Source organism: Symbioplanes lichenis (genome assembly GCF_030709675.1).
In the GTDB taxonomy this organism is placed as follows: Bacteria; Actinomycetota; Actinomycetes; order Mycobacteriales; family Micromonosporaceae; genus Actinoplanes; species Actinoplanes lichenis.
This window is the reverse complement of sequence record NZ_JAUZQD010000003.1, coordinates 360,547-386,250: the sequence shown is the minus strand read 5'-3', so window position 1 is coordinate 386,250 and position 25,704 is coordinate 360,547. Positions and strand designations below refer to the sequence as shown.

At 72.1% G+C, this 25,704-nt stretch carries 24 protein-coding genes; 20 read left to right on the top strand and 4 right to left on the bottom strand.

Annotated features, from left to right (window positions below):
- Nucleotide 1: 1 nt before the first annotated feature.
- Nucleotides 2-391, bottom strand: a complete 390-nt coding sequence (locus tag RAN62_RS08890; protein ID WP_305784033.1) for an ester cyclase — start codon at nucleotides 389-391, stop codon at nucleotides 2-4.
- A 160-nt stretch (nucleotides 392-551) separates the two neighbouring features.
- Between RAN62_RS08890 and RAN62_RS08885 the strand changes: the two genes are divergently transcribed.
- Nucleotides 552-1,352 carry a hypothetical protein gene (locus RAN62_RS08885; protein WP_305784032.1) on the top strand — a complete coding sequence of 267 codons (801 nt, stop codon included), beginning with the start codon at nucleotides 552-554 and terminating at the stop codon, nucleotides 1,350-1,352.
- A 21-nt stretch (nucleotides 1,353-1,373) separates the two neighbouring features.
- Here RAN62_RS08885 and RAN62_RS08880 read toward each other — a convergent pair whose 3' ends face one another.
- Nucleotides 1,374-2,990 (bottom strand): amidohydrolase, encoded by a 1,617-nt coding sequence (locus RAN62_RS08880; protein ID WP_305784031.1) that lies wholly within the window; start codon nucleotides 2,988-2,990, stop codon nucleotides 1,374-1,376.
- Nucleotides 2,991-3,043: 53 nt separating this feature from the next.
- Here RAN62_RS08880 and RAN62_RS08875 point away from each other — a divergent pair, with 53 nt between their 5' ends.
- Nucleotides 3,044-4,054 (top strand): aldo/keto reductase, encoded by a 1,011-nt coding sequence (locus tag RAN62_RS08875; RefSeq protein WP_305784030.1) that lies wholly within the window; start codon nucleotides 3,044-3,046, stop codon nucleotides 4,052-4,054.
- Nucleotides 4,055-4,125: 71 nt separating this feature from the next.
- On the opposite strand, the gene RAN62_RS08870 is transcribed toward RAN62_RS08875, so the two are convergent.
- Nucleotides 4,126-4,785: an MSMEG_1061 family FMN-dependent PPOX-type flavoprotein gene (locus RAN62_RS08870; RefSeq protein ID WP_305784029.1), complete on the bottom strand. Its 660-nt coding sequence runs from the start codon at nucleotides 4,783-4,785 to the stop codon at nucleotides 4,126-4,128.
- A 55-nt stretch (nucleotides 4,786-4,840) separates the two neighbouring features.
- Here RAN62_RS08870 and RAN62_RS08865 point away from each other — a divergent pair, with 55 nt between their 5' ends.
- The 6 genes from RAN62_RS08865 to RAN62_RS08840 all read left to right on the top strand — a co-directional run bounded on the left by RAN62_RS08865 (nucleotide 4,841) and on the right by RAN62_RS08840 (nucleotide 12,302).
- On the top strand, nucleotides 4,841-5,587 hold the full coding sequence (locus RAN62_RS08865) for a Pr6Pr family membrane protein (protein WP_305784028.1): 747 nt from the start codon (nucleotides 4,841-4,843) through the stop codon (nucleotides 5,585-5,587).
- Between the two features lie 82 nt (nucleotides 5,588-5,669).
- Nucleotides 5,670-6,986 (top strand): Rieske 2Fe-2S domain-containing protein, encoded by a 1,317-nt coding sequence (locus tag RAN62_RS08860; protein WP_305784027.1) that lies wholly within the window; start codon nucleotides 5,670-5,672, stop codon nucleotides 6,984-6,986.
- Nucleotides 6,979-8,505, top strand: coding sequence for a glutamine synthetase family protein (locus RAN62_RS08855; RefSeq protein ID WP_305784026.1), 1,527 nt, complete (start codon nucleotides 6,979-6,981; stop codon nucleotides 8,503-8,505). Before RAN62_RS08860 ends, RAN62_RS08855 begins: the two co-directional genes overlap by 8 nt.
- Nucleotides 8,483-9,928, top strand: coding sequence for an aldehyde dehydrogenase family protein (locus RAN62_RS08850; protein ID WP_305784025.1), 1,446 nt, complete (start codon nucleotides 8,483-8,485; stop codon nucleotides 9,926-9,928). The genes RAN62_RS08855 and RAN62_RS08850 overlap by 23 nt, the downstream gene beginning before the upstream one ends.
- Entirely contained in the window at nucleotides 9,925-11,220 is a 1,296-nt protein-coding gene (locus RAN62_RS08845; RefSeq protein ID WP_305784024.1) for an aminotransferase class V-fold PLP-dependent enzyme, read from the top strand. The genes RAN62_RS08850 and RAN62_RS08845 overlap by 4 nt, the downstream gene beginning before the upstream one ends.
- Nucleotides 11,217-12,302: an FAD-dependent oxidoreductase gene (locus RAN62_RS08840; RefSeq protein WP_305784023.1), complete on the top strand. Its 1,086-nt coding sequence runs from the start codon at nucleotides 11,217-11,219 to the stop codon at nucleotides 12,300-12,302. Before RAN62_RS08845 ends, RAN62_RS08840 begins: the two co-directional genes overlap by 4 nt.
- Nucleotides 12,303-12,444: 142 nt before the next feature.
- Here RAN62_RS08840 and RAN62_RS08835 read toward each other — a convergent pair whose 3' ends face one another.
- On the bottom strand, nucleotides 12,445-13,122 hold the full coding sequence (locus tag RAN62_RS08835) for a GntR family transcriptional regulator (RefSeq protein ID WP_305784022.1): 678 nt from the start codon (nucleotides 13,120-13,122) through the stop codon (nucleotides 12,445-12,447).
- A gap of 163 nt (nucleotides 13,123-13,285) precedes the next feature.
- On the opposite strand from RAN62_RS08835, the gene RAN62_RS08830 reads away from it, so the two are divergent.
- From RAN62_RS08830 to RAN62_RS08775, 12 genes are all read left to right on the top strand, one after another.
- Nucleotides 13,286-15,223, top strand: a complete 1,938-nt coding sequence (locus tag RAN62_RS08830) for a primary-amine oxidase (RefSeq protein ID WP_305784021.1) — start codon at nucleotides 13,286-13,288, stop codon at nucleotides 15,221-15,223.
- Between the two features lie 162 nt (nucleotides 15,224-15,385).
- Nucleotides 15,386-17,026, top strand: coding sequence for an ABC transporter substrate-binding protein (locus tag RAN62_RS08825; RefSeq protein WP_305784020.1), 1,641 nt, complete (start codon nucleotides 15,386-15,388; stop codon nucleotides 17,024-17,026).
- The gene (locus RAN62_RS08820; protein WP_305784019.1) at nucleotides 17,019-17,900 is read left to right on the top strand and encodes an ABC transporter permease; all 882 of its coding nucleotides are present in this window, start codon (nucleotides 17,019-17,021) and stop codon (nucleotides 17,898-17,900) included. Before RAN62_RS08825 ends, RAN62_RS08820 begins: the two co-directional genes overlap by 8 nt.
- On the top strand, nucleotides 17,897-18,985 hold the full coding sequence (locus tag RAN62_RS08815) for an ABC transporter permease (RefSeq protein ID WP_305784018.1): 1,089 nt from the start codon (nucleotides 17,897-17,899) through the stop codon (nucleotides 18,983-18,985). The genes RAN62_RS08820 and RAN62_RS08815 overlap by 4 nt, the downstream gene beginning before the upstream one ends.
- A gap of 2 nt (nucleotides 18,986-18,987) precedes the next feature.
- Nucleotides 18,988-19,662 carry an alpha/beta fold hydrolase gene (locus tag RAN62_RS08810; protein WP_305784017.1) on the top strand — a complete coding sequence of 225 codons (675 nt, stop codon included), beginning with the start codon at nucleotides 18,988-18,990 and terminating at the stop codon, nucleotides 19,660-19,662.
- The gene (locus tag RAN62_RS08805; protein WP_305784016.1) at nucleotides 19,659-20,666 is read left to right on the top strand and encodes an ABC transporter ATP-binding protein; all 1,008 of its coding nucleotides are present in this window, start codon (nucleotides 19,659-19,661) and stop codon (nucleotides 20,664-20,666) included. The genes RAN62_RS08810 and RAN62_RS08805 overlap by 4 nt, the downstream gene beginning before the upstream one ends.
- Complete coding sequence (locus RAN62_RS08800) at nucleotides 20,663-21,622, top strand: ABC transporter ATP-binding protein (protein ID WP_305784015.1); 960 nt, start codon at nucleotides 20,663-20,665, stop codon at nucleotides 21,620-21,622. Before RAN62_RS08805 ends, RAN62_RS08800 begins: the two co-directional genes overlap by 4 nt.
- On the top strand, nucleotides 21,619-22,386 hold the full coding sequence (locus RAN62_RS08795; protein ID WP_305784014.1) for an amidohydrolase family protein: 768 nt from the start codon (nucleotides 21,619-21,621) through the stop codon (nucleotides 22,384-22,386). The genes RAN62_RS08800 and RAN62_RS08795 overlap by 4 nt, the downstream gene beginning before the upstream one ends.
- A gap of 26 nt (nucleotides 22,387-22,412) precedes the next feature.
- A complete protein-coding gene (locus RAN62_RS08790) occupies nucleotides 22,413-22,823 on the top strand; it encodes a cytidine/deoxycytidylate deaminase family protein (protein ID WP_305784013.1) in 411 nt (136 codons plus the stop codon).
- Nucleotides 22,817-23,560, top strand: a complete 744-nt coding sequence (locus tag RAN62_RS08785) for a creatininase family protein (RefSeq protein ID WP_305784012.1) — start codon at nucleotides 22,817-22,819, stop codon at nucleotides 23,558-23,560. Before RAN62_RS08790 ends, RAN62_RS08785 begins: the two co-directional genes overlap by 7 nt.
- An 11-nt stretch (nucleotides 23,561-23,571) precedes the next feature.
- Nucleotides 23,572-24,210, top strand: coding sequence for a cyclase family protein (locus tag RAN62_RS08780; RefSeq protein ID WP_305784011.1), 639 nt, complete (start codon nucleotides 23,572-23,574; stop codon nucleotides 24,208-24,210).
- On the top strand, nucleotides 24,207-25,670 hold the full coding sequence (locus RAN62_RS08775) for a gamma-glutamyltransferase family protein (RefSeq protein ID WP_305784010.1): 1,464 nt from the start codon (nucleotides 24,207-24,209) through the stop codon (nucleotides 25,668-25,670). The genes RAN62_RS08780 and RAN62_RS08775 overlap by 4 nt, the downstream gene beginning before the upstream one ends.
- Nucleotides 25,671-25,704: the final 34 nt, after the last annotated feature.

Here is a 25,704-nt window from a genome sequence, read left to right as displayed (position 1 = left end):
GTCAGCCCGCGACGCGAAGCTGGGCCAGCAGGACGTGCATGTCCGAGTTGACCCAGTACTCGGCGAGCCGCCCGCCGGCGGTCCGGAGCACGTCGGTGCCGGTGAAGGCGACCTGGGTGCCCGGCTCGGCGGTGGCTCCCGGGAACCCGCCGCGGTAGGTGCCGGTCACCGACCAGCGCACCGCGAGCAGGTCGTCCTGCGCGATCGGGCCGACCTGGACGGCGTACGTGAGCTCGCTGAACGCGGACCGGACCTGCCCGATCCAGCCGGCCAGCGCGGCCGGGCCCACCAGGTCCGCCGAGTCGCCGCCGTCGGCCATGGCGGCGTGCACCCGGAAGTCCGGCGTGACGAGCTCCGGGGCGAGGCCCAGCTCGCCGTTCCACAGGGTCATAGGCGGCCGTGCGGTCGATGCTCACCGACGTCCGGTCGCGCGTGGCCGGCCCCTCCCCCGATCGATGAAGCCTTCCGCGGGATCTCGCGCGCGGGGCTCGCGGGTTGGTAGCATCCCGCCGTTCCCGGCCATGGCGGAGGTCTCCGTGACGGACGATCGGATGAAGGATCGCGTGAAAGTGATGTTCAACGGCCCGGCCGACAGCGCCACTTCCGAGCACCAGGTGGTGCAGATTCCGCAGCAGCAGGGTGCGGTTCCCCAGCAGCAGGGCGCCGCGATGCAGCAGCAGCAGGGTTCGGTGCCGCCCAGCCAGGCGCTGCAGGTCCTGACCATGGCCCAGCGCACGGCCGAGGAGCACCTCGCCCGCGCGCAGCAGCAGGCCGACAAGATCCGCACGGACGCGCTGGCCGCGGCCGAGGAGATCGGCCGCGAGGCGCAGATGCACGCGCACAACGTGCGCGGGCAGGCCGAGAAGGTGCTGGCCGAGGCGCGCGCGCAGGCCGAGCAGATCGCCCACCAGGCCAAGGAGCGGGCCGACGAGGCGCAGCGCAGCGCGGCCAAGGTGGTGCTCGAGGCGCGCGGCGAGGCCGGCCGGATCACCGCCGACGCCCAGGCCAACGCCGACCAGCTGCGGCTGGCCGCGCAGCAGCGCTTCGACGACGTGGTCGGCAGCCTCGGCGCCCGCCGGGAGGCCCTGCAGGGTCAGATCGAGGCGCTCGAGCGGTTCGACCGGGAGTACAGGGGCCGTCTGACCGCCTTCATGCAGACCCAGCTGCGTGCCCTGTGGGTCGAGCAGCCGCAGGTCACCGGCGAGCTGACCGGCCCGGTCGCACCGCCCGCGGCCGCTGGTTCCCCCGGCCCGTCCGGCTCGTCCGGCTCGCTCGGTGACGAGGTCGAGGGGGAGATCGTCGAGGACGACGAGGTGGAGCGCCCCGGCGCCCACGCCTCCCGCGAGGGATAGACCCGCGACGTGTGGGCCCGTTCACGCCTCCCGCGAGGCGTGGACCCGCTCGCCGTCGACATAGGTCAGTGCCACCCGCGTCCCGCCGATGGCATCCACCGGGCCCGCGAAGGGATCCCGGTCCAGCACGACGAGGTCGGCGCGCTGTCCCGCCAGCAGCGCGCCGGTGTCGTCGCGGTGATTCACAAAGGCCGACCCCGCCGTGTACGCCCGGAGCGCCACCTCGAGCCCGAGCCGCTGCTCCGGCAGGAACGCCGGCTCGTCCGACCCCGGCAACGACCGGTTCACGGCCACGTGGATCGCCTGCAGCGGGTCGGGCGTGCTGACCGGCCAGTCGCTTCCCGCCGCCAGACGCACCCCGGCGCGGTGCAGATCCCCGAACGGGTACTGCCGCTCCGCCAGCCCGGGCCCCAGGAACGGGATCGTCAGCTCGTCCATCTGCGGTTCGTGCGCCGCCCAGTACGACTGCAGGTTGGCCGTCGCGTCCAGCGCCCCGAAGCGGCGTACGTCATCGGGGTGCACGACCTGCAGATGCGCGAGATGCGGACGGGTGTCCCGGTGGCCGTTGGCATCCCGGGCCGCGGCGATCGCATCCAAGGCTTCCCGGACCGCCCGGTCGCCCAGCGCGTGGAAGTGCGCCTGAAAGCCCAGCGCGTCGACCGCGGTCACGTACTCCGCCAAGGCTTGCGGCTCGACGAACGAGATCCCGCTGTTGCCGGTCGGCCGCCCGCACGCGTCCCGATAGGGCGCCGTCATCGCGGCGGTGAAGTTCTCCGCCACCCCGTCGAGCATGAACTTGACCGTGCGGCAGCGCAGCCGCCCCCCGGTCAGCCGCTCCCGCTGCTCCACCAGGGCGGGAATCTGCTCACTGCCCTGATCGCGCCGCCACCACAGCGCGCCCTCCACATCGGATACCAGCGAGCCGTCCCGGGACGCGGTCAGATAGGCGTCGGACACATCCGGGTAGCCGTTGGCTCCGCACATCAGCGCGTCCTGCCACGCCGTCACGCCCAGCGAGTGCAGCAACTCCTGCGCCCGCAGCAGCCCCGCGAGCCGGTCCGCCGCGGTCGCCTCGGGCACCAGCGCGGCGACCAGGTCCATCGCGCCCTCCTGCAGGCCGCCGGCGGGCTCACCGTCCGACCGCCGGTCGATCCGCCCGTCCGCCGGGTCGGGCGTGTGCGCGTCGATCCCGGCCCGCTCCAGCGCCGCGGTGTTCACCCACGCGCCGTGGTGGTCCCGGTTCATGAGAAACGCCGGCCTGCCGCCGGTCACCCGATCCAGGACTTCCTTCTCCGGTACGCCACCCGCGAAGCTCTCCATCGACCAGCCGCCCCCGATGACCCACTCGGCGCCGGGGTGCGCCCGCCCATAGGACTCGATCCGCCGCAGGTACTCGTCGACGCTCGTGGTGCCGCTCAGGTCACACTGCCCGAGCTCGACCCCGCCGGTGACGGCGTGCACGTGCGCGTCCTGGAATCCGGGCAGCAGCAGGCGCCCCCGCAGCTCCACCACCTCGGTCCGGGCGGTCGCCAGCTCCCGGACGTCGTCCCCGCCCACCGCGGCGATCCGGCCGTCGCGGACCAGCAGCGCGTCCCCGGTCGTACCGAAGAGATGTCCGCCCGTGAAAAGCGTATCCATGCAGGTCATAATCGCATCGCGGACGCCCGGCCGGGTTGACTAGTGTCGATGTCGTGGAGACCACTGAATTGGGGCGCACCGGGCAGCGCGTGAGCGCGATCGCCCTCGGCGCGATGCAGATGGGCGGCGTGACCAGCGAGGCCGACTCCGTCCACATCCTCGGCCGCTTCCTCGACGAGGGCGGCACCTTCATCGACACGGCCGACTGCTACGAGTGGTGGCGCCGGCCCGGCAGCCGCGGCGGCGAGAGCGAGGAGTTGCTCGGCCGCTGGCTCGCGAAGGACGGCCGCCGCGACAAGGTCTTCCTCGCCACCAAGGGCAGCGCGCTGCCCGCCGCGTCGCCCGACCTCTGGGACGCTGACGGCGAGCCCGACTGGGACCTGGCCAACCGCACCTTCGCCGGCGCCGGCGCGCAGACGCTGCGGGACGCCCTCGACGGCAGCCTGCGCCGGCTCGGCACCGACCACGTGGACCTCTATTACATCCACGTCGACGACCGCCGGACCCCGCTCGAGGAGACCCTGGAGACCCTGGCCGGCTTCGTGCAAGCGGGCAAGGTCCGCTACCTCGGCTGGTCCAACGTACGCACGTGGCGGCTCGAGAAGATCCGCCGCCTGTGCGAGCGGAACGGCTGGCCCCTTCCGGTCGCCGTCCAGCAGGAATACACGTACCTGCGGCTGCGTGGCGGCGCCGACACGCCCTCCGTGGCCACCGCCGAGCAGCTCGACTATCTGGCCGAGCACGGCGACCAGACCCTGGTGTCCTACTCCCCCATCCTCAAGGGCGTCTACGACGACCCGGCCAAGCGCACCGGCCACTGGGCGATGGAGAAGTACGCCGGCCCCGACTCCGAGGCCCGCCTCGCCGTCCTGACCGAGATCGCCGCCGAGCTGGCCGTCACCCCGAACCAGCTGGTCCTCGCCTGGCTCCTGCACCACACGAGCCCGCGCGTCGTCCCGCTGATCGGCCCGCGCACTCCCGAGCAGTTCGAGGCCGCCCTCCCGGCCCTGCACATCAAACTCACCGACGACCAGTTCACCCGCCTCACCGCCGCCGGCGTCTGACCCGCCCGCCCTCCGTCCCGCCGTCCCGCCCCTCCGCCTCGTCACGGCCGGAGGGGCGTCTCACCTTGCTCCTACTCGTAGCGGTATTTCAGGGCGTCGGCCTCGGTCTGCTGGATGTCGGCGATCGTCAGGCCGGGCCGGCGCAGCTGGGCCAGGGTGACCTCGGCCGAGGTCGGCTGGGCCTCGGCCGGCAGCCACCGGTCCGGCTGCCAGACCGCGCCGCGCATCAGGGACTTCGGGCAGTGGGGATACACCTCGTCGATGCCCAGCACCAGTGCGCTGGCCGGGGGCTTGCCGACCGCGGTCAGCCGGGACAGCAGCTCCGGGCGGGTGGAGACGCAGGCCCGGCCGTTCATGCGCAGGGTCGTGGTGCGGCCCGGGATGACGAAGAGCAGGCCGGCCCGGCCGGTCGCGATGACGTTCTGCCAGGTGTCCAGGCGCTTGTTGCCGGTCGCGTCCGGGATCGCGACCGTGCGCGCGTCGAGGACCGTGACGAAGCCGGCGGGGCCGCCGCGCGGGGAGACGTCGCAGTTGCCGTCGGCGTCGGTGCTGGCGATCAGGACGAGCGAGGCACAGGCGACCAGCCGGCGGGTCTGCTCGGTGAGCTCGGTCATCTGCTTGCGGACGGCGTTGTCGTTGGGGAGCGCGTAGATCCGGCGCAGCGCCTCCTGGTCGGGCACTGCATCCTCGCGCAGGGAGTCGAACGCACTGGCGGTGAGAACGGGATCCATGCACCGACTCTACGGGCGCGGGCATACTTGATCGCCGATGTATCGGAGGCGGAGTATGCGGATCTGGCGACGGCCCGAGCTGTGGTGGCGGGTGCTGATCGTGGTGGCGGGCGTCACCGGGCTGTGGGCCGGGGACAGCCGGATCGTCTACTACACGACCCAGAGCAACCTGGTCGTGGCCGTCTACTTCGGCGCGGCCGTCTACTGGATGGTCCGCCGCAACGAGACCGTGGTCGCGGCGCCGCGGCTGCGGGGCCCGGTGACCGCGTGGATCCTCGTGACCGGGCTGGTGGCGCACTTCCTGCTCAACGACGGCGCCAACCCGTTCCCGGGGCTGGTGCACGGTGCTCCGGCCGAGGTGCTGGCCGAGCGGTCGACGTTCCTGGTCCACTACGTGGTGCCGGTCATGGTGCTGGCCGACTGGGTGATGTTCGGGCCGCGGCGGGTGTCGGCCTGGCGCGAGCTGCCCGCGTGGTTGCTCTTCCCGCTCGGGTACGGCCTCCTCTCCGAGCTCCGCGCCGCGGTGCTGCCCGCGGCGACGACCCGCTATCCGTACTTCTTCCTCGACCCGGCCGGCCAGGGCTACGGGGGCGTGGCGCTGTGGATGCTCGCCCTCGGCCTCGGCATTTATGTCCTCGGCGCCGTCCTCCTGGGTCTCGACCGCGCCCTGTCCAAGCCCGCCGCCGCCCCCGAGCCGAGCCCGGTGACCACCCCGACCGCCGCCCCCGAGCCGCGCCCGGCGACTGCCGACCCTGAGCCGCGCGCCTCGACCGCCCCGGCCCCCGCCGAAAAGAGCTTGTAACGAATCCAGGAATGGACTGACCGCACCCCATCGTGCAAGTATTGGATCCAATCTTGCAGCTGATGGATACGGGAGGTGGGCCGTGCTCAAGCCCGAGGACACCGAGCGGGTGACCCGCACCGGCCCCGGCACGCCGCTCGGCCAGCTGATGCGGGCCTACTGGCAGCCCGCCGCGCTGGTGTCCGAGATGCCGCCCGAGCGCCCGGTCAAGCCGGTCCGCCTGATGAGCGAGGACCTGGTCCTCTTCCGGCGCGACGACGGGGGCTGGGCACTGGTCGGCCGCTTCTGCGCGCACCGCGGGGTCGACCTGGCCTATGGGAGGCACGAGGACGGCGGCCTGCGCTGCCTCTATCACGGCTGGCTCTACGGGCCGGACGGCCGCTGCCGGGAGCAGCCCGCCGAGCCCGCGCACAGCCGGTTCGCCGACAAGATCACGATCCCGAGCTACCCGTGCGTCGAGCGCAACGGCATCGTCTTCGCCTACCTGGGCGACGGGGAGCCGCCGCCCTTCCCGCACTACGACGCGTTCCTGGCCCCGGAGGAATACACCTTCGCCTTCAAGGGCCTGTGGGAGTGCAACTGGCTGCAGGGCGTGGAGGGCGGCATCGACCCGTCCCACGTCAGCTTCCTGCACAAGTTCATCGAGGAAGACCCCCGCGAGGTGTACGGGCAGCAGTTCAGCGAGATCGTCGAAGGCACCGGCAAGAAGCTGTCGATGCTCGTCGGCGACAGCAACCGCCCCGACATCGAGGTGGAGACGGCCGACCACGGGCTGCGCGTCTATGCGATCCGGCAGCTGACCGAGGAGGTGCGCCACGTGCGCATCACCAACCTCGTGTTCCCGAACGCGTTCGTGGTGCCCTTCGGCAACTCCAAGGTGTTCATCCAGTGGCACGTGCCGATCGACGACGAGAACCACTACTGGTACATGATCTGGTACGACTTCGCCGAGGAGACCGACAAGGCGACCCTGCTCGAGCAGCGGCTCAAGGAAGTCTCGCTGCCTGATTACCGGCCGCTGCGCAACCGCTCGAACAACTGGGGCTACGACCCGGCCGAGCAGCGCGATCTCACGTACACGGGAATGGGTCTGGACATCAACGTCCACGACCAGTGGGCCGTGGAGAGCATGGGGCGGATCCAGGACCGCACGACCGAGCGGCTCGGCGTCTCCGACCGCGCGGTCACGGCCAACCGGCGGATGCTGCTCAAGGCGATCGAGGCGTTCGAGGCCGGCGGCTCGATCCCGGCCCGCGCGGTGGATGCGACCACGGCCGCGGCGCTGACCGGGCCGCTCGCCGTGGATACCGTCGCGCCCACCGAGACGTGGGAGCAGACGTGGCGTCAGCGCGAGAACGAGCGCCGGCAGAAGTCCCCCTGGGCGGCCACGGATGCCTAGCACCGACGAGCGGGACATCGCCGAGGGCGGCGGGGGCTGGAACGCCCGGCCGCTGCTCGCCGCCGACCGGGGCGGCTTCGTCGACCGGCACGACCTGTGGACGCAGGCCCAGTTCGCGGCGGCCGGGCAGCTGCGCCGGGTCGTCGACGAGCTCGGGCTGGAGCTGGTCCGCTTCTCGTTCGCCGATCAGCACGGGGTGCTGCACGGCAAGACGCTGACCCGGGCCGCTTTGCCCGGCGCCCTGCGCTCCGGCGTGACCGCGCCCAGCTCGCTGCTGCTCAAGGACACGTCCGGGCGCTCGGCGTTCGGGGTGTTCAGCGCGGACACCGGCGTGGGCGTGGAGGGCTTCTCCGGCGCCGGCGACATCGTGCTGGTCCCGGACCCGACGACGTTCCGCGTGCTGCCGTGGGCGCCGAAGACCGGATGGATCCTCTGCGACCTGCGCTTCCCCGACGGCTCGCCGGTGCCGTTCTGCGGGCGGAGCATCCTGCGCCGGCAGCTCGAGCGGCTGCGCGAGACCGGCCTGGCGATGACCGTCGGCGTCGAGCTGGAGTTCCACGTCTTCCGCGACACCGAGGGCGCGCTGACCGACGACCGCACCGGCATGCCGGGCACGCCGGGCCGGGCGCCGCTGGTGGGCCCGGTCAGCACCGGCTCGCAGCTGCTGCTGGAGGAGGGACTGGATCGCGTCGACGACCTCGTGCACACCTTCCACCGCGGGCTGCATGCGCTGGATCTGCCGCTGCGCTCGGTCGAGCTGGAGTTCGGTCCCAACCAGCTGGAGATCACGCTGCAGGCGGCCGACGCGGCCCGGGCGGCGGACGACGTCATCCTGACCCGTTCGGCGATCCGGCAGCTGGCCCGGCGCACCGGGCACCACGCGACCTTCATGGCCCGGCCGGCCGGGGCGAACGGCGCCTCCGCGGGCTGGCACCTGCACCAGTCGCTGCGCGATGTGCGTACGGGGGAAGCGGTCTTCGACGGCGACAGCGCGGCTTTCGGCGGGATGAGCGACACCGCCCGGCACTATCTGGCCGGTCTGCTCGCCCACGCGCCCGCCGCGACCGCGTTCACCACGCCGACCGTCAACGGCTACAAGCGCTACCGCGCCTTCTCCCTCGCGCCGGACCGGATCTGCTGGGGCGCCGACAACAAGGGCGCGATGGTCCGGGTGGTCGGCGGCGGTCAGGACACGGGCGTACGCCTGGAGAACCGCGGTGGCGAGCCGGCCGCCAACCCGTACCTCTACATCGCGTCGCAGGTCGTCAGCGGCCTGGACGGCCTGGCCCGCAAGCTGGATCCGCCCGCCCCGGTGACGGATCCCTACGCGACCGCCGCGGACCGGCTGCCGGCCAGTCTCGCCGAGGCGGTGACCGCGCTGGAGGCCGACCCCGTTTTCGGCGAAGCGCTCGGCCCCGAGGTGGTGGCGTGGTACGCCCACCTCAAGCGCGACGAGTTCGCCCGTTACCTCGCCCACGTATCCGATTGGGAGCAGCGTGAATACTTCGATCTCTTCTGAGGAGCCGTTCCTGATCGACGGCGAGTGGATCGCGCCGGGCCCGCGGCCCACGTTCCCCGTGCTCGATCCGGCCAGTGGCGAAGTGCTCACGCGCGTGGCCCAGGCGGACGCCGCGGACGTCGACGCCGCCGTGGCCGCCGCCGCCCGGGCCCACGCCGACCGGCGCTGGAGCGGTCTCGCCCCGCTGGAGCGCACCCGGATCCTGAGCCGCATCGCCGACCTCGTCGAGGAGAATCTCGAGGAGCTGGCCGTGCTGGAGACGCGGGACAACGGCAAGCCGATCGAGCGGTCGCGAGCCGACACGCTGTTCAGCGCCAAGGACTTCCGGCACTTCGCGGGTGCCCCGAGCCGGCTGACCGGCACCGTGACCCCGATCGACGGCGGCGCGCACCACGTCTACACGGTCCTCGAGCCGGTGGGCGTGGTCGCGCTGATCCTGCCGTGGAACTTCCCGATCATGACGGCTGCGCACAAGCTCGCCCCGGCGCTCGCCGCGGGCTGCACGGTCGTGGTCAAGCCGGCCGAGCAGACGCCGCTGACCATGCTGCGCCTGGCCGCGCTGTGCGAGGAGGCCGGGCTGCCCGCCGGCGTGCTCAACGTGCTCACCGGCGACGGCGAGGTCGGTGCCGCGCTCGTCGCGCACCCCGGTGTGGCCAAGGTGTCCTTCACGGGATCCACCGAGGTCGGCCGTCGCGTCATGGCCTCGGCCGCCGCGACCACCAAGCGGCTCACCCTCGAGCTGGGCGGCAAGAGCCCGAACATCGTCTTCGCGGACGCCGACCTGGACGCGGCCGTCGCGACCGCCATGCGCGCGTCGTTCGGGCACTCCGGCCAGATGTGTACGGCCGGCAGCCGCCTGCTGGTCCAGAAGTCCATCGCCGGCGAGATGCACGAGCGCCTGATCGCCGCGACGCGAAAGGTGCCCGTGGGCAACGGGCTCGACGGCGGCGTCTCGGTCGGCCCGCTGGTCTCCGAGGAGCAACGGCAGATCGTGCTCGGCTACATCGCCCAGGGTGTCGAGGAGGGCGCGACCCTGGCTGCGGGCGGCGACGTGCCGGACCGCCCGGGCTACTTCGTGTCCCCCACACTGTTCACCGGGGTCACCAACGACATGACCATCGCCCGCGAGGAGATCTTCGGCCCGGTGGCGGGCGTGATCACCTTCGAGGACGAGGCCGAGGCGCTCGCGATCGCCAACGACACCGCCTACGGGCTCGCGGCCGGCGTGTGGACGCGCGACCTGGCCCGGGCGCACCGGATGGCGGCCGCGCTGCACGTCGGAACGGTCTGGGTGAACACGTACAACATCTTCGACCCGGCCCTGTCCTTCGGCGGCGTGGGCGACTCCGGCCTCGGCCGCGACCTCGGCGACGAGGCGCTCACGTCCTTCTGCGAGTCCAAGGGCGTGGTGATCGCCCTGTGAGCGCAACCCCCGCGGAGAGCCCGCCGAGCGCCGCCGCCGGCATCCCGTTCGCGGCCGGCGGGATCCCGTCGGCCGGACTCGACGTCCCGGCGTTGCGGGAGGCCACGCTCGGGATGCGGCACGCGCGACACCTCAACGCCGCGGGGGCTTCCCTGCCCAGCGAGGCCGTCCTGCGCACGGTCGTCGAGCACCTGGAGCTCGAGGCGCGCATGGGCGGCTACGAGGCGGCGGAGGCGGCCCGCGAGCGCCACGACGCCGTCTACGCCAAGGCGGCCCGGCTGATCGGCGCCCGGCCCGAGGACATCGCGCTGGTCGAGAGCGCCACCGTCGCCTGGCACCGCGCCCTGGACGCGCTGGCCCTGCCCGCGGGCAGCCGGGTGCTCGCCGCCGCGTCCAGCTATGTCAGCTCGGCCATGCATCTGCTCGACCGCGCCCGCCGCGACGGCGTCACGGTCGAGGTGCTGCCGGTCGACGCGACCGGGGGCACCGACCTGGACACGCTGGAGCAATGCCTGCGCACCCCCGCCGCCCTGGTCACGGTCGCCCACGTGCCGACCTCGTCGGGCCTGGTCGAGCCCGTGGAGCGGATCGGCGCGCTCACCCGGGCGGCCGGCGTGCCACTGCTGCTCGACGCGACCCAGTCGCTGGGCCAGATCCCGCTGGACGTCACCACGGCTGAGGTCGACATCGCCATGGGTACGGGCCGCAAGTTCCTGCGCGCCCCCCGCGGCACCGGGCTGCTCTACGTCAGCGCCGCGATGCGCGAGCGGATGCACCCCGTCTTCCCCGACGTGCGCGGCGCGACGTGGTCCGGGGACCGCCGGGTGGAGGTCGGCCCGGATGCCCGCCGCTACGAGACCTGGGAAGCCGCTCATGCGTTGCGCCTCGGGCTCGGGGTGGCCCTGGACGAGGCGCTGGCGCTGGGCGTGCCGGCCATCCACGCGTACGTCTCCGGGCTCGCCGCCCGGCTGCGCGCGGTCCTGGCCGGTCTGCCGGGGATCCAGTTGACCGATCCGGCGGCGTCGCCGAGCGGGATCGTGACCTTCCGGCGCGAGGGCGAGCAGCCGCGCGACACCGTGCTGCGCCTGCGCGCGGCGGGCGTGCACGTCACCAGCGTCCCGGCCAGCCACGGCCAGTGGGACCTGGGCCGGCGCGGGATCGACGCGGTGGTGCGGGCGTCGGTGCACGTCTACAACGACGAGACCGATCTCGACGCCCTCGTGGCGGCACTGACCGGGACCGAGCGGGAAGGGGGCCGGCACGCATGGGCGGCAGCACCCACTCTGACGTGATCGTGATCGGCGCCGGGATCCACGGCAGCGCGGCGACGTGGCAGCTCGCCCGGCGCGGGATCCGCGTGACGCAGCTCGACCGGCACCCCGACGGGCACACCGAGGGGTCGTCGCACGGGCACACGCGGATGATCCGCCGGTCGTACCCGTCGGCGTTCTGGGACGGGCTGGTCGACCGGGCGTACCGGGCATGGGATCAGCTGAGCACCGCCGCGGGCACGCCGCTGGTGACCCGTACCGGTGGCCTCTACGCCCGCTCGGACGGCGACCCGGGCCTGCGCAGCCCGCACGGCCGGACCATGGGCCACGAGGAGGCGTCGCTGATCTTCCCCGGGCTGCGCCTGGGCGACGGCTGGACCGCGCACTACGACCCGGAGGCCGGCGTCATCGACGCGGCCGCCGCCCTCACGACGCTGCGCGAGCTGGCCCGCGCCGAGGGTGCCGACCGGCGCACCGGCGTCGCCGTGACCTCCTGGCGCACCGACGGCGCGGGCGTGCGGGTCGTCACCGGGGACGGCGAGCTGACCGCCGACCGCCTGATCGTGTGCGCCGGCCCGTGGACGGGTGAGCTGTTGCCGCAGTTCGCGTCCCTGCTGACCGTGCAGCGGATCATCACGATCAACCTGGGCGCCCGCGACCCCGAACTGGTGGGTGCACCCGGCCTGGGTGCCTTCTCGGTGGCGATCCCGGACGTCGGGCTGCTCTTCGGCATCCCGGCCATCCACGGCGACGCGCTGAAGGTGGGCCTGGAGCCGGGTCCGGACGACGGCATGACGCGGACGCAATGGGCGCCCGGGCGGGCGGAGATCGACCGGCTGGCGGCCCTGGCTGCGCCGTTCCTGCCCGGCGTGGACGGATCGGTGGTGGACTCGGTGGCGTGCCGTTACACGATGGCGCCGCGCAACCGCTTCGCGATCGGCGAGCTGCCCGGCACGCCGCAGGTGCTCGTCGGCGCGGCCTGCTCGGGGCACGGCTTCAAGTTCGGCCCGGCCGTGGGCGAGGCGCTGGCCGACCTGGCGACCGGCGTCGAGCGCCCCGACCTCGACGGCCACAGCCCCACCGCGATGGGCGTCACCCCGTGACGACCGAAGCGAGGCAGCCACAGCCCGGCCGCCCTGAGCGTCAGCCCGTGACGACCGGAGCGAGGCAGCCACCGCCCGGCCGCCCCGGACGTCACCCCGTGACGACCGAAGCGAGCCGGCCACAGTCCGGCCGCCCTGAGCGTCAGCCCTTGAAGACCGTGGCGGAGCGGCGCTCGTACCACCGGGCCAGCTGCTCCCCCGCGCTGAGCACGTGCGCCCGCATCTCGCGGCGCGCGGTCTCGGCGTCCTCGGCCTCCAGCGCGGCGATGATCCGCTCGTGCTCGTGGAAGTTGTCCTCCCGGTGGCGCGGGTTGTCCTGCAGCACCAGCGCGGACACGTTGCGCGGGAAGGCCTCGTTGATCTCTCTGATCACCTTGGCCAGCCGCTCGTTGCCCGCGACGCCGTGGATCAGCGTGTGGAACTCGTCGTTGGCGGCCGTGCTGGAGCCCGCGGACAGGATCGCGCCCGGGCGCACCGCGTCGTTGGCGCGGCGCAGCTCCCGGAGGCCGTCGCCGGTGATCCGGGAGACCGCCCGCTCGCAGGCCATGCCCTCCAGCTCGGCGCGCACCTCATATGTCTCCCGGACGTCCCAGGGCGCCGGCACGCGCACGACCGCGCCGCGGCGCGGCATCACCTCGATGAGGCCGCCGGCCTGCAGCTGGCGCAGCGCTTCGCGGACCGGGGTGCGGCTGATGCCCAGGGACTTGGCCAAGTCGTCCTGGCGCAGCTGGGCACCGATCGGGATCTCTCCGGACATGATCCGGGCCCGGATCTCGGCGGCGGTGTCATCGACAAGCGCGCTGGCAGAAGGCTTTGCCATGGGGGTCCATCCAAAGTGGGGATCGAAGGTGCCAGCACGATAACAACACTCCGCGCAAGATCTTTGGATCCTTGGATCCAATGACTATTCCGTTGGATCCCAATCTACCGTACGTTGCAGACAGCCGGAACACCGCGAATGCGGGAACGGGAGGGAAACGCCTGTGAACTGCCATCCGACCGAAGCGACCGGCCCGACCGAGCGCACGCACCCGCTCGACCCGGTGAGCGCCGCCGAGATCGATGTGGCGATCGCCACCGCTCGCGCTGACGGCCGTCTCGGCGAGCGGACCCGTTTCTGGGGCGTCTATCTCGACGAGGACCACGCCCGCCAGGTCGTCGCCGGCACCGCACCGGCCGGCGAGGTCAAGGTGAGCATCGTCGCCATGGACCACAGCGGTGCCGCCGCGTGGGAGATCGACATCCTGCTCGGCGCCGAGCCGCGCTGCCTCGACTGGCGCCCGATCGATCCGCGCCGCCCCGGCATCACCTCCGACGAGGCCCGGGCCGCCGCCGCGGCGTGCCGGGAGAGCCCGCTCTTCCGCGAGGCCCTTGCCAGGCGCGGCATCCACGACGTCTCGCTGGTCATGATCGACGCCGAGTCGATGGGCGGCTTCGAGCCGGAGAAGTACCGCGACCGCCGCGTCACGTGGGGCACGGTCTGGCACCGCACGACCGAGGGCGACAACGGCTACGCCCGCCCGGTGCAGGGCGTCGTGCCGATCATCGACATGCACACGATGGAGGTCCTCGAGGTCGAGGATCACGGCGTCGTCCCGCTGTCGGAGGAGGCCGGCCCGATCGAGCGTGGCGCGTGGGGCCCCGACCGCGACGGCCTCAAGGCCCTCGACGTGGTGCAGGAGGACGGCCCGAGCTTCACCGTCGACGGCTGGCAGGTCGACTGGCAGGGCTGGAAGTTCCGGGTCGGCTTCACCCATCGCGAGGGCCTGGTCCTCTACGACCTGGAGTTCCTGGGCCGCCCGATCCTCAAGCGCGCCGCCTGCAACGAGATGTACGTGCCGTACCTCGACAGCAACTCCACCCAGTACCGCAAGAACTTCTTCGACTGGGGCGAGTACGGCGCCGGCCCGCTCACCAACTCGCTCGCACTCGGCTGCGACTGCCTCGGCGTCATCCGCTACTTCGACGCGACCGTGCTCGGGGGCTACGGCGAGCCGACGGTCATCCCGCAGGCGATCTGCATGCACGAGGAGGACGCCGGGATCCTCTGGAAGCACAACGATCTGCGCCGCGGCGTCAGCGAGGTGCGCCGGGCGCGCCGGCTGATCATCAGCAACTTCCAGACCGTCGCGAACTACGACTACGGCTTCTTCTGGTCGCTGTGGCAGGACGGCCGGATCGAGCTGGAGGTCAAGCTCACCGGCATGCTCTCGGCCTCCGGGATCAACGACGGCGACGAGGCCCCGTACGGGCGGGTGGTGTCGAGCCGCGTGCAGACGCCCACCCACCAGCACTACTTCGGCCTGCGCCTGGACACGGCGGTCGACGGCGAGCTCAACCGGCTCGTCGAGGAGCACGCGGAGGCGGAGACCGATCCGGCCCTCAACCCCTACGGCAACGCCGTCCGCGCCGTACGCACCCCGCTCGTCAAGGAGTCCGAGGCGGCGCAGCGCGTGGATCCGTCCGTCGCCCGCCACTGGCGCATCGAGAGCGCCGACAAGACCAACCGTTACGGCGAGCCGACCGCCTACCGGCTGCAGATCAAGAACACGACGCGCTCCTTCGGGCTGCCGGACTCGGTGATGCACCGCCGCGCGCCCTTCACCCACCAGCACCTGTGGGCGACCCCGTACGACCCGGCGGAGCAGTTCGTCGGCGGGCAGTACCCGAACCACGCCGAGCCCGGCGAGGACGGCGTCCACGTGTGGCAGCGGCAGGACCGGTCGATCGACGGCGTACCGCTGGTGCTGTGGCCCGTCCTCGGCGTGCATCACGTGCCGCGCCCGGAGCAGTGGCCGGTCATGCCGGTCGAGTCGATCCACCTGGCCCTCGAACCGGACGGCTTCTTCGACCGGAATCCCGCCCTCGACATCCCGGATCCCGCCGCGGCGGGCGGCGAGGGCAGCTCCTGCTGTTCGTAACACCCGGATAGGCCCTGGTCACAGGGCCTATCCACAGGCTATGTAACGCGACCTTCACACATGTGACACGCGACCGCGACGGCCCGTTGCCACGATGCATTGGATCCAATTTACAAGAAATCTCATCCCATAGTCCGAACGCTGGATGTAGGAGTCGCCCCGATGACGGATTCCCTCGCAACCCGTTCCTTCTCCCGACGATCCATCCTGCGCGGCGGCGCCCTGCTCGGCATGGGCGCCGGGTTCGGCCTCACCGGCCTGCTGAGCGCCTGCGGCGTGGCCGCCGACGACGACGCCGACGCGAACGGCGGCCGCAGCGGCGGCACCCTCACCCTCGCGGTCGACGGCACCAGCGCGGTCATCGACCCGGCCTTCTACACCACCCTCGGCGACTGGATGGCCGTCGACTGCGTGATGCGCGGCCTGACCTTCATCTCCTTCGACTCCAACGACCCGCAGGCCGACCTCGCCGAGAGCTGGACCATCTCCGATGACAAGCTGACCTACACGTTCAAGCTGCGCTCGGGCGTGAAGTTCCACGACGGCACCGACTTCACCTCGGCCGACGTGCTCGCCAGCCTGGGCCGGCAGTTCGACGAGAACGACAAGACGCTGCCTGACGGCGCCTCCCGGCCACTCAACAGCCTCGGCAAGAACGTCGCGAGCCTGACGGCGCCGGACGCCGCCACGGTCGTGCTGACGCTCAAGTCGCCCGACGCCACGGTGCTCGCCCGGCTGTCCGACATCGGCGGGCGCATCATCAGCAAGGCCGCGCTCGACAAGTACGGCAAGGACATCGGCAAGAACCCGGTCGGCACGGGCCCGTTCAAGTTCTCGGCGGCCACCAGCGGGCAGTCGGTGACCCTGGAGGCCTTCGACGGCTTCCGGCTCGGCCGGCCCCCGATCGACCGCCTGGTGCTCCAGCAGGTGCAGGACCCCTCGACCATCGTCAGCTCGCTGATCTCCGGCGACATCGGCGGTACGCAGTTCGCGCCGTACTCCGCGCTCGAACAGCTGAGGAAGAACGACGCCGTCACGGTGCACGACACCCCGTACAGCTTCGACGCGATCATGCTCATCGACGCGCGCCGGATCAAGGAACTGGACGTCCGCAAGGCCATCAACCTGGCGGTCGACCGCAACGCGATCCTCCAGCAGGCCTTCTTCGGCGCCGGGGCGCTGCCGGTCGGATACACGATTCCGCCCTCGCAGCCCTGCCACGACCCGAGCCTGGCCGACCTGAGCACGCAGAACCTCGACGAGGCCAAGCGGCTGATCCAGGCGGCCGGCGCGACCGGGCGTACGGTGCACCTGATGGCCGCCAGCGACAGCTGGCACCCGAAGGCGGCCCAGATCGTCGCGCAGAACCTCACCGACATCGGGCTCAAGGTCGTCACCGAGTCGGTGGATCCCGCGAGCTACTTCGGCCGCATCGCCGACGCCGGGGACGCGTCGCACGACCTGATGATCTGGGAGCGCAACTCCTACGTGCCCGACCCGGACAACATGATCGGCTCGATGGGCCTGCCGACCGGCGTCTACGGCGACTTCGCCACCGGCTTCGGCACGCTCGACGGCTCGGCGGACTACGCCACGCTGCTCACCGAGGCGAAGAACCTGCCCAACGGCGACGAGCGGACCGCGAAATACACGGAGATCCAGCGCTCGTACGCCGAGAAGTACATGGTGCTCTCGATGCTGGCGTATTCCTGCAACCCGGTGGTCACCGGGTCGAAGGTGGAAGGCGTGAACGTCCCCGCCCTCGGCAGCCACCGGTGCTTCATGGAGAAGGCGAGTGTCTGAGCAAGCCCTGCGCTCGCGGCCGGCACCGGCCGGGCGGCTGCGGACCGCGTACGCGCGGCGCCGGGTCGCCCGGTCGGCGCTGGCCGCCGTCTCGTGGACCGTCGTGGCGCTCTTCGTCCTGATCGCGCTCGTGGGTCCGTTTCTCGCCGGCGCGGATCCGGCCCGGCAGACCGCGGATGCGATGCTGCCCTTCGGCTCACCCGGGCATCTGCTCGGCACCGACGACCTGGGCCGCGACATGCTCGCCCGGATGGTCTACGGGGCCCGGCCGCTGCTGCTGGTCGCGTTCCTGTCCACGGCGCTCGCGGCGGCGCTCGGCGTGGCGACGGGACTGGTCGCGGGCTACTACGGCGGCAAGGTCGAGTGGATCCTGATGCGCGTCATGGACCTGGCGCTGGCCTTCCCGTCGATGCTGCTGATCATCCTGATCGTGGCGGCGTGGCGGCCGGGCGTACCCAGTCTGGTGGTCGGGGTCGGCGTCTCGCTGGCGCCCGGGCTCGCCCGCCTGACCCGCGCCCTCGCCGCCCGGGAGGCCGGCCGCGACTACGTGCTCGCCGCGCGTCTCGGCGGCACCCGGGCGCCGCGCGTCATGGCCCAGGAAGTGTTGCCGAACATCGCCGGCCCGCTGCTGGCCCAGGTCGTGATGACCCTGTCGGTGGCGGCCGGGTTCGCCGCGGGCCTGTCCTACCTCGGGCTCGGGATCCAGCCGCCGACGCCGGACTGGGGCTACATGGTCCAGGCCGCGCAGGAGTTCCTCTACACCGCGCCCCGGCTGGTGGTGCTGCCCGCCGCCGCCACCCTGATCTTCGTCGTGGCCTGCAACTTCGCCGGCGACGACCTGCGGGACGCCCTCGACCCCCGGGGTTCACGATGACTGTCACACCCGTAGCACCCGTCGCCGTGCGGCCCTCGCTGCGGCAGCGCCTCGGCACGCCGTGGCTGATCGTGCGGCGGCTGCTGGCCGTACCCGTGGTGCTGTTCTTTCTCGCCGGCATCGTCTTCGTGGCCATGCGGCTGCTGCCGGGATCCCCCGCGACCTCGCTGGCCGCGGGCGGCGCGAGCGGCGACACCAGCGCCGCCGAGATCACCCGCAACCAGGCGCGCATCAACGAGGCGCTCGGCCTCGACCAGTCGCTGGCCCATCAGTACGGCGACTTCCTGCACAGCCTCGTGACGTTCGACCTGGGCTCGTCGTTCTTCGGCGGCACCAAGGTGACGAGCCTGCTGGGGGGATCCTTGCCGGCGACCATCGAGCTGACCGTGGCGGCGATGCTCATCGCCGTGGGGCTGGGCCTGGTCACCGGCGTCATCGCCGCGCTGCGCAAGGACACGTGGGTCGACAGCTCCATCCGTACGGCCGGGACCATCGGTTTCTCGCTCCCGTGGTTCGCGCTCGGCGTGCTCGCGGTGGTCGTCTTCGGCGTCTGGCTCGGCTGGCTGCCGGTCATCGGGCGGTTGCCGAACCAGCTGGACTACAAGCCGTTCACCAACTTCGTGCTCCTGGATGCGATCCTGCAGAACCGGCCCGAGCTCGTGTGGCCGTGGATCCAGCACCTGATCCTGCCCGCGACCACGCTCGCGCTGTCGATGGCCGGGTTCATCACGCGGATCGTCCGGGCGTCGGTGCTCGAGGTGCTGGGCGACGACTTCGTGCGTACGGCGCGGATGAAGGGCCTGTCCGGCGGGCAGATCCTGCGCCGGCACGTGCTGCGCAACTCGTCGCTGCCCATCGTCACGGTCCTGGGCCTGCAGTTCGGCTCGCTGCTGGGCGGATCCGTCATCACCGAGACCGTCTTCAGCTATCCCGGCGTCGGCAACCAGCTCGTCAACGCCATCCTGCAGCGCGACTATCCCGTGGTGCAGGGCGCCGCGCTGGCCATCGCGCTGCTGTTCGTCCTGGTCAACGTCGTCGTCGACCTGCTCTATCTCGTGCTCGACCCCCGGCTCCGGAAGGCCTAAGTATGAATATCGTTCTTGTACACGGCGCCGGCGGCACCCCCGTCACCTGGACCGAAGTGGCACCCCTGCTGCGCGACGCCGGCCACGAGGTCGTCACGGTCACCAACCCGATGACCTCGCTCGAGGACGACGTCGCCACCACGGTCGCCGCGATCCGTGCGCTGGGCACGCCGGTGGTGCTGGTCGGGCACTCGTACGGCGGAGCGGTCATCACCGGCGCGGGGCGCGAGCCGGGCGTCGAAGCGCTGGTCTACGTGGCCGCCTTCGCCCCGGAGGAGGGCGAGACCGTCAACGGCATCGTCTCGGCCTATCCGCCCGCCGAGGTGTCCAAGTTCATGAAGCGTGGACCCGACGGCGAGTGGTGGTCGGACCACTCCGAGGAGTACTACGCGGAGATCGCCTGGGACCTGGCCCCCTCGCAGCGCCGCGCCTGGAACGAGGAGTCACGCGAGGTCTCGAACCTCATCTACACCCAGGCGACCGGCGTCCCGGCCTGGCGCACCGTGCCGGCGTTCTACCTCGTGGCCGCCGACGACAAGACGCTGCGCCCCGAGATCCAGCGCGACATGTCGGCGCGGGCGCGGATGACCGTCGAGGAGATCGAGGGCAGCCACTTCACCCCGCGCGTGCACCCCGAAGCGGTCGTGGCCTTCATCGAGAAGGCCGTCGCCGCATGACTGCCGCCGCCGAGCCGCTGCTCTCCATCCGGGGGCTGCGGGTCGAGTTCGACGTGCCGGGCGGCCGGCTGCCCGCGGTCGGCGGCATCGACCTCGACCTGGGCGCGGGCGAGGTGGTCGCGATCGTCGGTGAATCCGGATCCGGCAAGTCCGCACTCAGCATGAGCCTCGTGGGACTCAATCGCGGCCCGCGCGCCCACATCACCGGGACGGCGATGCTGCACGGCACCGACCTGATCGCCGCGAGCGAGGAGAAGCTGCGGAGTGTCCGGGGCAAGGACGTCGCCGTGGTCTTCCAGGACGCGCTGGCCGCCCTCAACCCCACGCAGAAGGTCGGCGCGCAGATCTCCGAGATGCTGCGCACGCATCAGAAGCTGTCGCGCAAGGCGGCCTGGGCGCGGTCGGTGGAGCTGCTGCGCGAGGTAGGCATCGCGAACCCGGAGCAGCGCGCGAAGGCCTACCCCCATCAGTTGTCCGGCGGCATGCGGCAGCGCGTGATGATCGCGATCGGGCTGGCCAACGAGCCGGGCGTGCTCATCGCCGACGAGCCGACGACCGCGCTCGACGTGACGATCCAGGCGCAGGTGCTGCGGCTGCTCAAGCGGCTCCAGACCGACCACGGCACCACGATCGTGCTCATCACGCACGACCTGGGCGTCGTGGCCGAGGTCGCCGACCGGGTCGCCGTCATGTACGCGGGGCGGATCGTCGAGCAGGGCTCGCGCGACCAGGTGCTCTTCGCGCCCCAGCATCCGTACACGAAGGCCCTGCTCTCCTCGGTGCCGCGCATCGACGGCCCGGCGCAGGACCGCCTGCCGGCCATCGCGGGCAGCCCCCTGACCGGCGTGACGCGCCCGCCCGGCTGCGCCTTCGCCCCGCGCTGCGCGTTCACCCACGAGGCCTGCCTGCCCGCGCCGCCGGCTCTCCTTCATCGGTACGGACAACCGGGCCAGCTGGACGCGTGCGTGCTCGGCCCCGACAGGAACCTGGTGGCTGTCCCATGACGACTCCGCTGATCGAGGCAGAGGCCCTTCGCGTCGAGTTCGCCAATCGCGTGCGCGCTGTACGCGATGTGGACCTGACTGTGTACGAAGGCGAGACTTTGGGACTCGTCGGCGAGTCCGGCTGCGGCAAGTCCACGCTCGGCAAGGCGATGCTGCGACTGATCGAGCCGAGCGCCGGTGCCGTGCGTTACCGGGGGCTGACCATCACCGGCCTGCGCGGGACCACGCTGCGCAGCACGCGCGCCGAGCTGCAGATGGTGTTCCAGGACCCGTTCGGCTCGCTCAATCCGCGCCGCAAGGTGGCCGACATCATCGCCGAGCCGCTGCTGCGCGCCCGGGGCGCCGACAAGGCCACCGCGCGGGCCAAGGCCGCGGAGCTGCTGGAGTTCGTGGGGCTGGGCGCCGAGGCCGGCGACCGGCGCCCGCACGAGTTCTCCGGCGGCCAGCGGCAGCGCATCGGCATCGCCCGCGCGCTGGCGCCCGGCCCGCGCTTCATCGTCGCCGACGAGCCGGTCTCGGCGCTCGACGTGTCGATCCAGGCGCAGGTCATCAACCTGCTCGCCGACCTGACCCGCGACCGCGGGCTGACCATGCTCTTCATCTCGCACGACCTCGGCGTGGTGCGGCACGTCGCCGACCGGGTCGCCGTCATGTACCTGGGCCGGATCATCGAGATCGCCCCGCGCGACGCCTTCTTCGCCGCGCCCGCGCATCCCTACAGCGAGGCTCTGCTCTCCTCGGTGCCGCAATTGCATCCCGGACCGGTGCGCGAGCGGATCGTCCTCGAGGGCGAGCTGCCCGATCCGGCCGCCCCGCCGCCCGGCTGCGCCTATCACACGCGCTGCCGTCTTGCCGTCGACAAGTGCCGCACTGTCGAGCCACCCCTCGCGGAGATCCAGCCGGGCCGCTCCGTCCGGTGTCATCTTCCGCTCGTCCCCTTGGAGCCCGCCCGATGATCATTGATGCCTACAACACCACGCAGGACGTCCGCGGGCGCTCCGACTATCTGACCGGCGCCCGGCCGGGACAGGCGCCGCCGCCTCACACCCCGTTCGACCCGCAGCGGATCCTCACCCGCATGGACGCCGCCGGGGTGGACATGGCGATGGTCTGCTCACTGGCCCAGCGCATCGAGAACGACTTCATCATCGACCTGGTCAAGAAGCACCCCGACCGGCTCTTCGGCTTCGGCATGGTGATGCCGCAGGCCGACGACGCCCTCGACGAGATCGAGCGGATCGCCGCGGCAGGCTTGTCGGGCCTCAAACTGCACCCGAGCCTGCACGGTTACCACGTGGCGGATCACGGGCTGCTGGATCCGGTCTTCGAAAAGTGCGCCGAGGTGGGGCTGCCGGTGCTCATCAACGCGCTCGACGACGCCTTCTGCGCGCCGCTGGCCATCGAGGAGATCGCCAAGGGCCACCCCGGCGTGCCGACGATCATCGCGCACATGGGCGCGGTGTGGAACGTGCCCGAGGCGATCATCGTGGCGGAGCGCAACCCGCATGTCTACCTGGAGACCTCGGCCACGCTGATCGCGGACGTCAAGCGCGCGTACGCCCGGATCGGCCCCGACCAGATCCTGCTCGGCACCGAGTGGCCCGGCTCCGACTTCGACCTCGAGCGCATGAAGATCGCCAAGGCGGTGCCGGATGCGATCGACCGGGCGAAGATCGAGGGCGGCAACATGGCCCGGATCCTCAAACTGGATGCGAAATGATCCAGCCCGTATCCGCTCCGCCGTCCATGCCATCCGAGGACGTCTCGCTGCTGCGGCTGGCGGAGCAACTGCTGACCAAGGTGTACGTGCACGGGCGGCACGAGGTCGCCACGGCATTGCGTACGGCCGACGGCAGTGTCTTCACGGGTGTGCACCTCGAAGGCTCCTGTCGCCGCAGCTCGATCTGCGCCGAGGGGATCGCGCTCGGAGCGGCCCGCGGTGGCCTGCCCGCCGGCGCGCCGCTGCACGTGGACGTGGTGGTGTCGGTGCAGATCAAGCCGGCCGGCACCTTCCGGATCATCGCGCCGTGCGGCGTGTGCCGGGAACTCATCAGTGATTACAGCCCGGACGCGACCGTCTGGCTGACCACCGACGACGGGCCGGCGCCCCTGCGCGCCCTGGACCTGTTGCCGGAGAAGACGAGGCGAGCATGGTGAAACCGTTCTTCTGGGAGGATCAGACCTTCGCCGATGCCGGGGAGGCCGGCGACGCGGTGATCATTCCCGTCGGGGCGATCGAGCAGCACGGCCCGCACCTGCCGCTGTCGGTCGACTCGACGATCGTCACCGCCGTCGCGCACGAGGTCTCCGCGCGGACCGGCGTGCCGGTGGTGCCCACGCTGCAGTACGGCGTGTCCGCCTCGCACGGCGACTTCCCCGGGACGATCGCGCTGCGCCCGGAGACCTTGATCGCGGTCTTCGAGGACGTCATCGACTCGTTGCACGCCGGCGGGATCCGGCAGTTCGTCATCATCAGCGGGCACATCTGGAACAGCGGCTCGCTCGACGTCACGGCCGAGAAGCTCCGGGTCCGCCACCGCGACTCCCGGATCCGATCCATCGGCTATGTGTCCATGTACCCGGGGCCGGAGGTCGACGGGCACGTCACCTACGGCCGGGGCCTGATGCACGCCAACTTCTTCGAGACCTCGGTGATGCTGCACCTGCGCCCCGACCTCGTCCGGATGGACCGCGCCGTGTCGCACCAGGACGTGGACTCGTTCTGGGACTACCGGATGGACCAGGTCAGCGAGACCGGTGTGTGGGGACGCGACGTGCAGACCGCCAGCGCCGAGCATGGCAAGTCCGAGTTCGACCGGTGCGTATCCACCACCGCCGCGGCCGTCGCCGCCGCCGTCCGCGAGCCGTGGCCGTCCGCGAAGCACCGCCCCTGAAAGGCGTTTCCATGGAGATCTTCGACATCACGCTGCCGATCCACCCGCGGATGCTGCACTGGGGGCGCAAGCCCGAGGTGGAGATCGTCGAGTCGGTGGACAACGGCGACGCCTCCAATGTCACCCGCTGGCGGCTCGGCGCGCACACCGGCACTCACGTGGACGCGCCCGCGCACTTCGTCAACGGCGCGACCCCGATCGACAAGGTGTCGCTGCACTCGCTGGTCGGCCCGGCCGTCGTGGCCGACCTGACCCACGTGACCGGCGACATCACCCCTGCGCAGCTGGAAGCGGCGGGGCTGCCGGGCACCTGGAAGCGCATCCTCCTCAAGACCTCGAACTCGGCCGGCCCGTTGAAGGAGACCGAGCGGGCGCCGTCGTGGGTGGGGCTGTCGCCGGAGGCCGCTGCTCTGCTGATCGAGGCCGGCGTCGAGCTGATCGGCATCGACTATCTGACGATCGAGAGCCACACGCTCACCGACACCTGGGACGCCCACCACGCCCTGCTCGGCGCCGGCGTGCTGATCCTGGAGAACGCCGACCTCGACGCGGTGCCCGCCGGGGACTACGAACTCGTCTGCCTCCCTGCGAAGCTGGTGGATGCCGATGGCTCCTTCACGCGGGCCATCCTGATCAAGAGGGATGCGTGACCGTGTCTGTTGCCCTTGCCGCGCCGCACCCGGCCGCGGTCGAGGCCGGGCGGGCCGTGGTGGCGGCGGGCGGCAACGCGCTCGACGCCGCCCTGGCCGCCGCGGCCGCCCTGACCGTCGTCTACCCGCACCAGTGCTCGATCGGCGGCGACCTCATCGCCGTCGTCCGCCCCGCCGGCGGCACCCCCTCGGCGATCCTGTCCGTCGGAGCGGCCGCCCAGGGCATCGACGTCGCCGCCCTGCGCGTCGCGGGCGAGCGCATGCCGATGAACGGCCCGCTCACCGTGACCGTGCCCGGCGTGGTCGCCGGCTGGGCGGCCCTCGCCGGCCTGGGCGCCCGCCTGTCCTGGGCCGACCGGCTCGCCCCCGCCATCGCCCTGGCCTCGTCCGGCGCCGTGGTGAGCGCCGGCCTGGGCCGGACGATCCGCACCCGCCCGGACATCGTCGAGGCCGACCCCGGTCTGGCCGCCGTCTTCGGCGGCCTCCGCGAGGGCGACACCTTCGTGCAGCCCGCGCTGGCCGCATCGCTCACGGCCATCGCCCGCAACTGGCGCACGTTCTACAAGGGCCACCTCGGGCACCGTCTCGCCGCCGGCCTTGCCGCGCTGGGCAGCCCGCTCACCGTCGCCGACCTCGCCGCGCACACCGCCGAGGCGACCGAGCCGCTCACCGCGACCGCCCACGGTGCCCAGTGGTACGCCGCTCCCCCGCCGAGCCAGGGCGCCACCTTCCTCGCCGTGCTCGGCGCCACCGACCTGCTCACCACCTCCCGGCGCGCCCAGCTCGCCCGCGACGCGCTGCTCGGCGACCCGCGCACCGGCCCCGTCGACGTGGACGGCCTGCTGCTGCGCACGGCCCGCACCTGGGATCCCGTCGCCGCCGGACCGCGTCCCACCGGCGACACCGTGGCCGTCACCGCCGTCGACGCGGACGGGACCGCGGTGACGCTGATCCAGAGCGTGTTCCAGAGCTTCGGCGCCGGCCTCCTCGAACCGGACACCGGCATCGTCCTGCACAACCGCGGCTCCATGTTCAGCCTGGACCCGCAGCACCCGGGCCGCCTGTCCCCCGGCGCCCGCCCGCCGCACACCCTGTGCCCGTCGCTCGCCCTGACCGGCGACACCGTGCTGGCGCTCGGCTGTCAGGGCGGCCGATCCCAGCCCTGGATCCTCGCCCAGGTCGCCCCGGACGCCCTCACCGCCCCCGACCCGTCCACCGCCGTGACCCGCCCCCGCTGGGTCATCGGCAGCCGCGACGTCGGCTACGACCAGTACACCCTGGTCCTCGAGCCCGGCCTCCCCGATGCGCTCGCCGCGACCGCCGCCACCCTCGGTCTCGACGTCGTGACGACCGCCGGCCCCCATGACGACGCCGGCCACGTCCAGGTCGCCCGCCTGTCCGCCGGCACGCTGACCGCCGCCAGCGACCCCCGCGCCGACGGCACCGCGGCGGTCCTGTGACTCTCCGCCGAGGCCTGGCCCCTCGCGGCGGCGC

Excerpts from the sequence above, each read along its gene's own strand:
- RAN62_RS08890 (WP_305784033.1), bottom strand. The coding sequence starts at position 391 with ATGACCCTGTGGAACGGCGAGCTGGGCCTCGCCCCGGAGCTCGTCACG.
- RAN62_RS08885 (WP_305784032.1), top strand. The coding sequence starts at position 552 with ATGAAGGATCGCGTGAAAGTGATGTTCAACGGCCCGGCCGACAGCGCC.
- RAN62_RS08880 (WP_305784031.1), bottom strand. The coding sequence starts at position 2,990 with ATGGATACGCTTTTCACGGGCGGACATCTCTTCGGTACGACCGGGGAC.
- RAN62_RS08870 (WP_305784029.1), bottom strand. The coding sequence starts at position 4,785 with ATGGATCCCGTTCTCACCGCCAGTGCGTTCGACTCCCTGCGCGAGGAT.
- RAN62_RS08865 (WP_305784028.1), top strand. The coding sequence starts at position 4,841 with ATGCGGATCTGGCGACGGCCCGAGCTGTGGTGGCGGGTGCTGATCGTG.
- RAN62_RS08855 (WP_305784026.1), top strand. The coding sequence starts at position 6,979 with ATGCCTAGCACCGACGAGCGGGACATCGCCGAGGGCGGCGGGGGCTGG.
- RAN62_RS08835 (WP_305784022.1), bottom strand. The coding sequence starts at position 13,122 with ATGGCAAAGCCTTCTGCCAGCGCGCTTGTCGATGACACCGCCGCCGAG.
- RAN62_RS08825 (WP_305784020.1), top strand. The coding sequence starts at position 15,386 with ATGACGGATTCCCTCGCAACCCGTTCCTTCTCCCGACGATCCATCCTG.
- RAN62_RS08815 (WP_305784018.1), top strand. The coding sequence starts at position 17,897 with ATGACTGTCACACCCGTAGCACCCGTCGCCGTGCGGCCCTCGCTGCGG.
- RAN62_RS08810 (WP_305784017.1), top strand. The coding sequence starts at position 18,988 with ATGAATATCGTTCTTGTACACGGCGCCGGCGGCACCCCCGTCACCTGG.
- RAN62_RS08805 (WP_305784016.1), top strand. The coding sequence starts at position 19,659 with ATGACTGCCGCCGCCGAGCCGCTGCTCTCCATCCGGGGGCTGCGGGTC.
- RAN62_RS08800 (WP_305784015.1), top strand. The coding sequence starts at position 20,663 with ATGACGACTCCGCTGATCGAGGCAGAGGCCCTTCGCGTCGAGTTCGCC.
- RAN62_RS08795 (WP_305784014.1), top strand. The coding sequence starts at position 21,619 with ATGATCATTGATGCCTACAACACCACGCAGGACGTCCGCGGGCGCTCC.
- RAN62_RS08790 (WP_305784013.1), top strand. The coding sequence starts at position 22,413 with ATGCCATCCGAGGACGTCTCGCTGCTGCGGCTGGCGGAGCAACTGCTG.
- RAN62_RS08785 (WP_305784012.1), top strand. The coding sequence starts at position 22,817 with ATGGTGAAACCGTTCTTCTGGGAGGATCAGACCTTCGCCGATGCCGGG.
- RAN62_RS08780 (WP_305784011.1), top strand. The coding sequence starts at position 23,572 with ATGGAGATCTTCGACATCACGCTGCCGATCCACCCGCGGATGCTGCAC.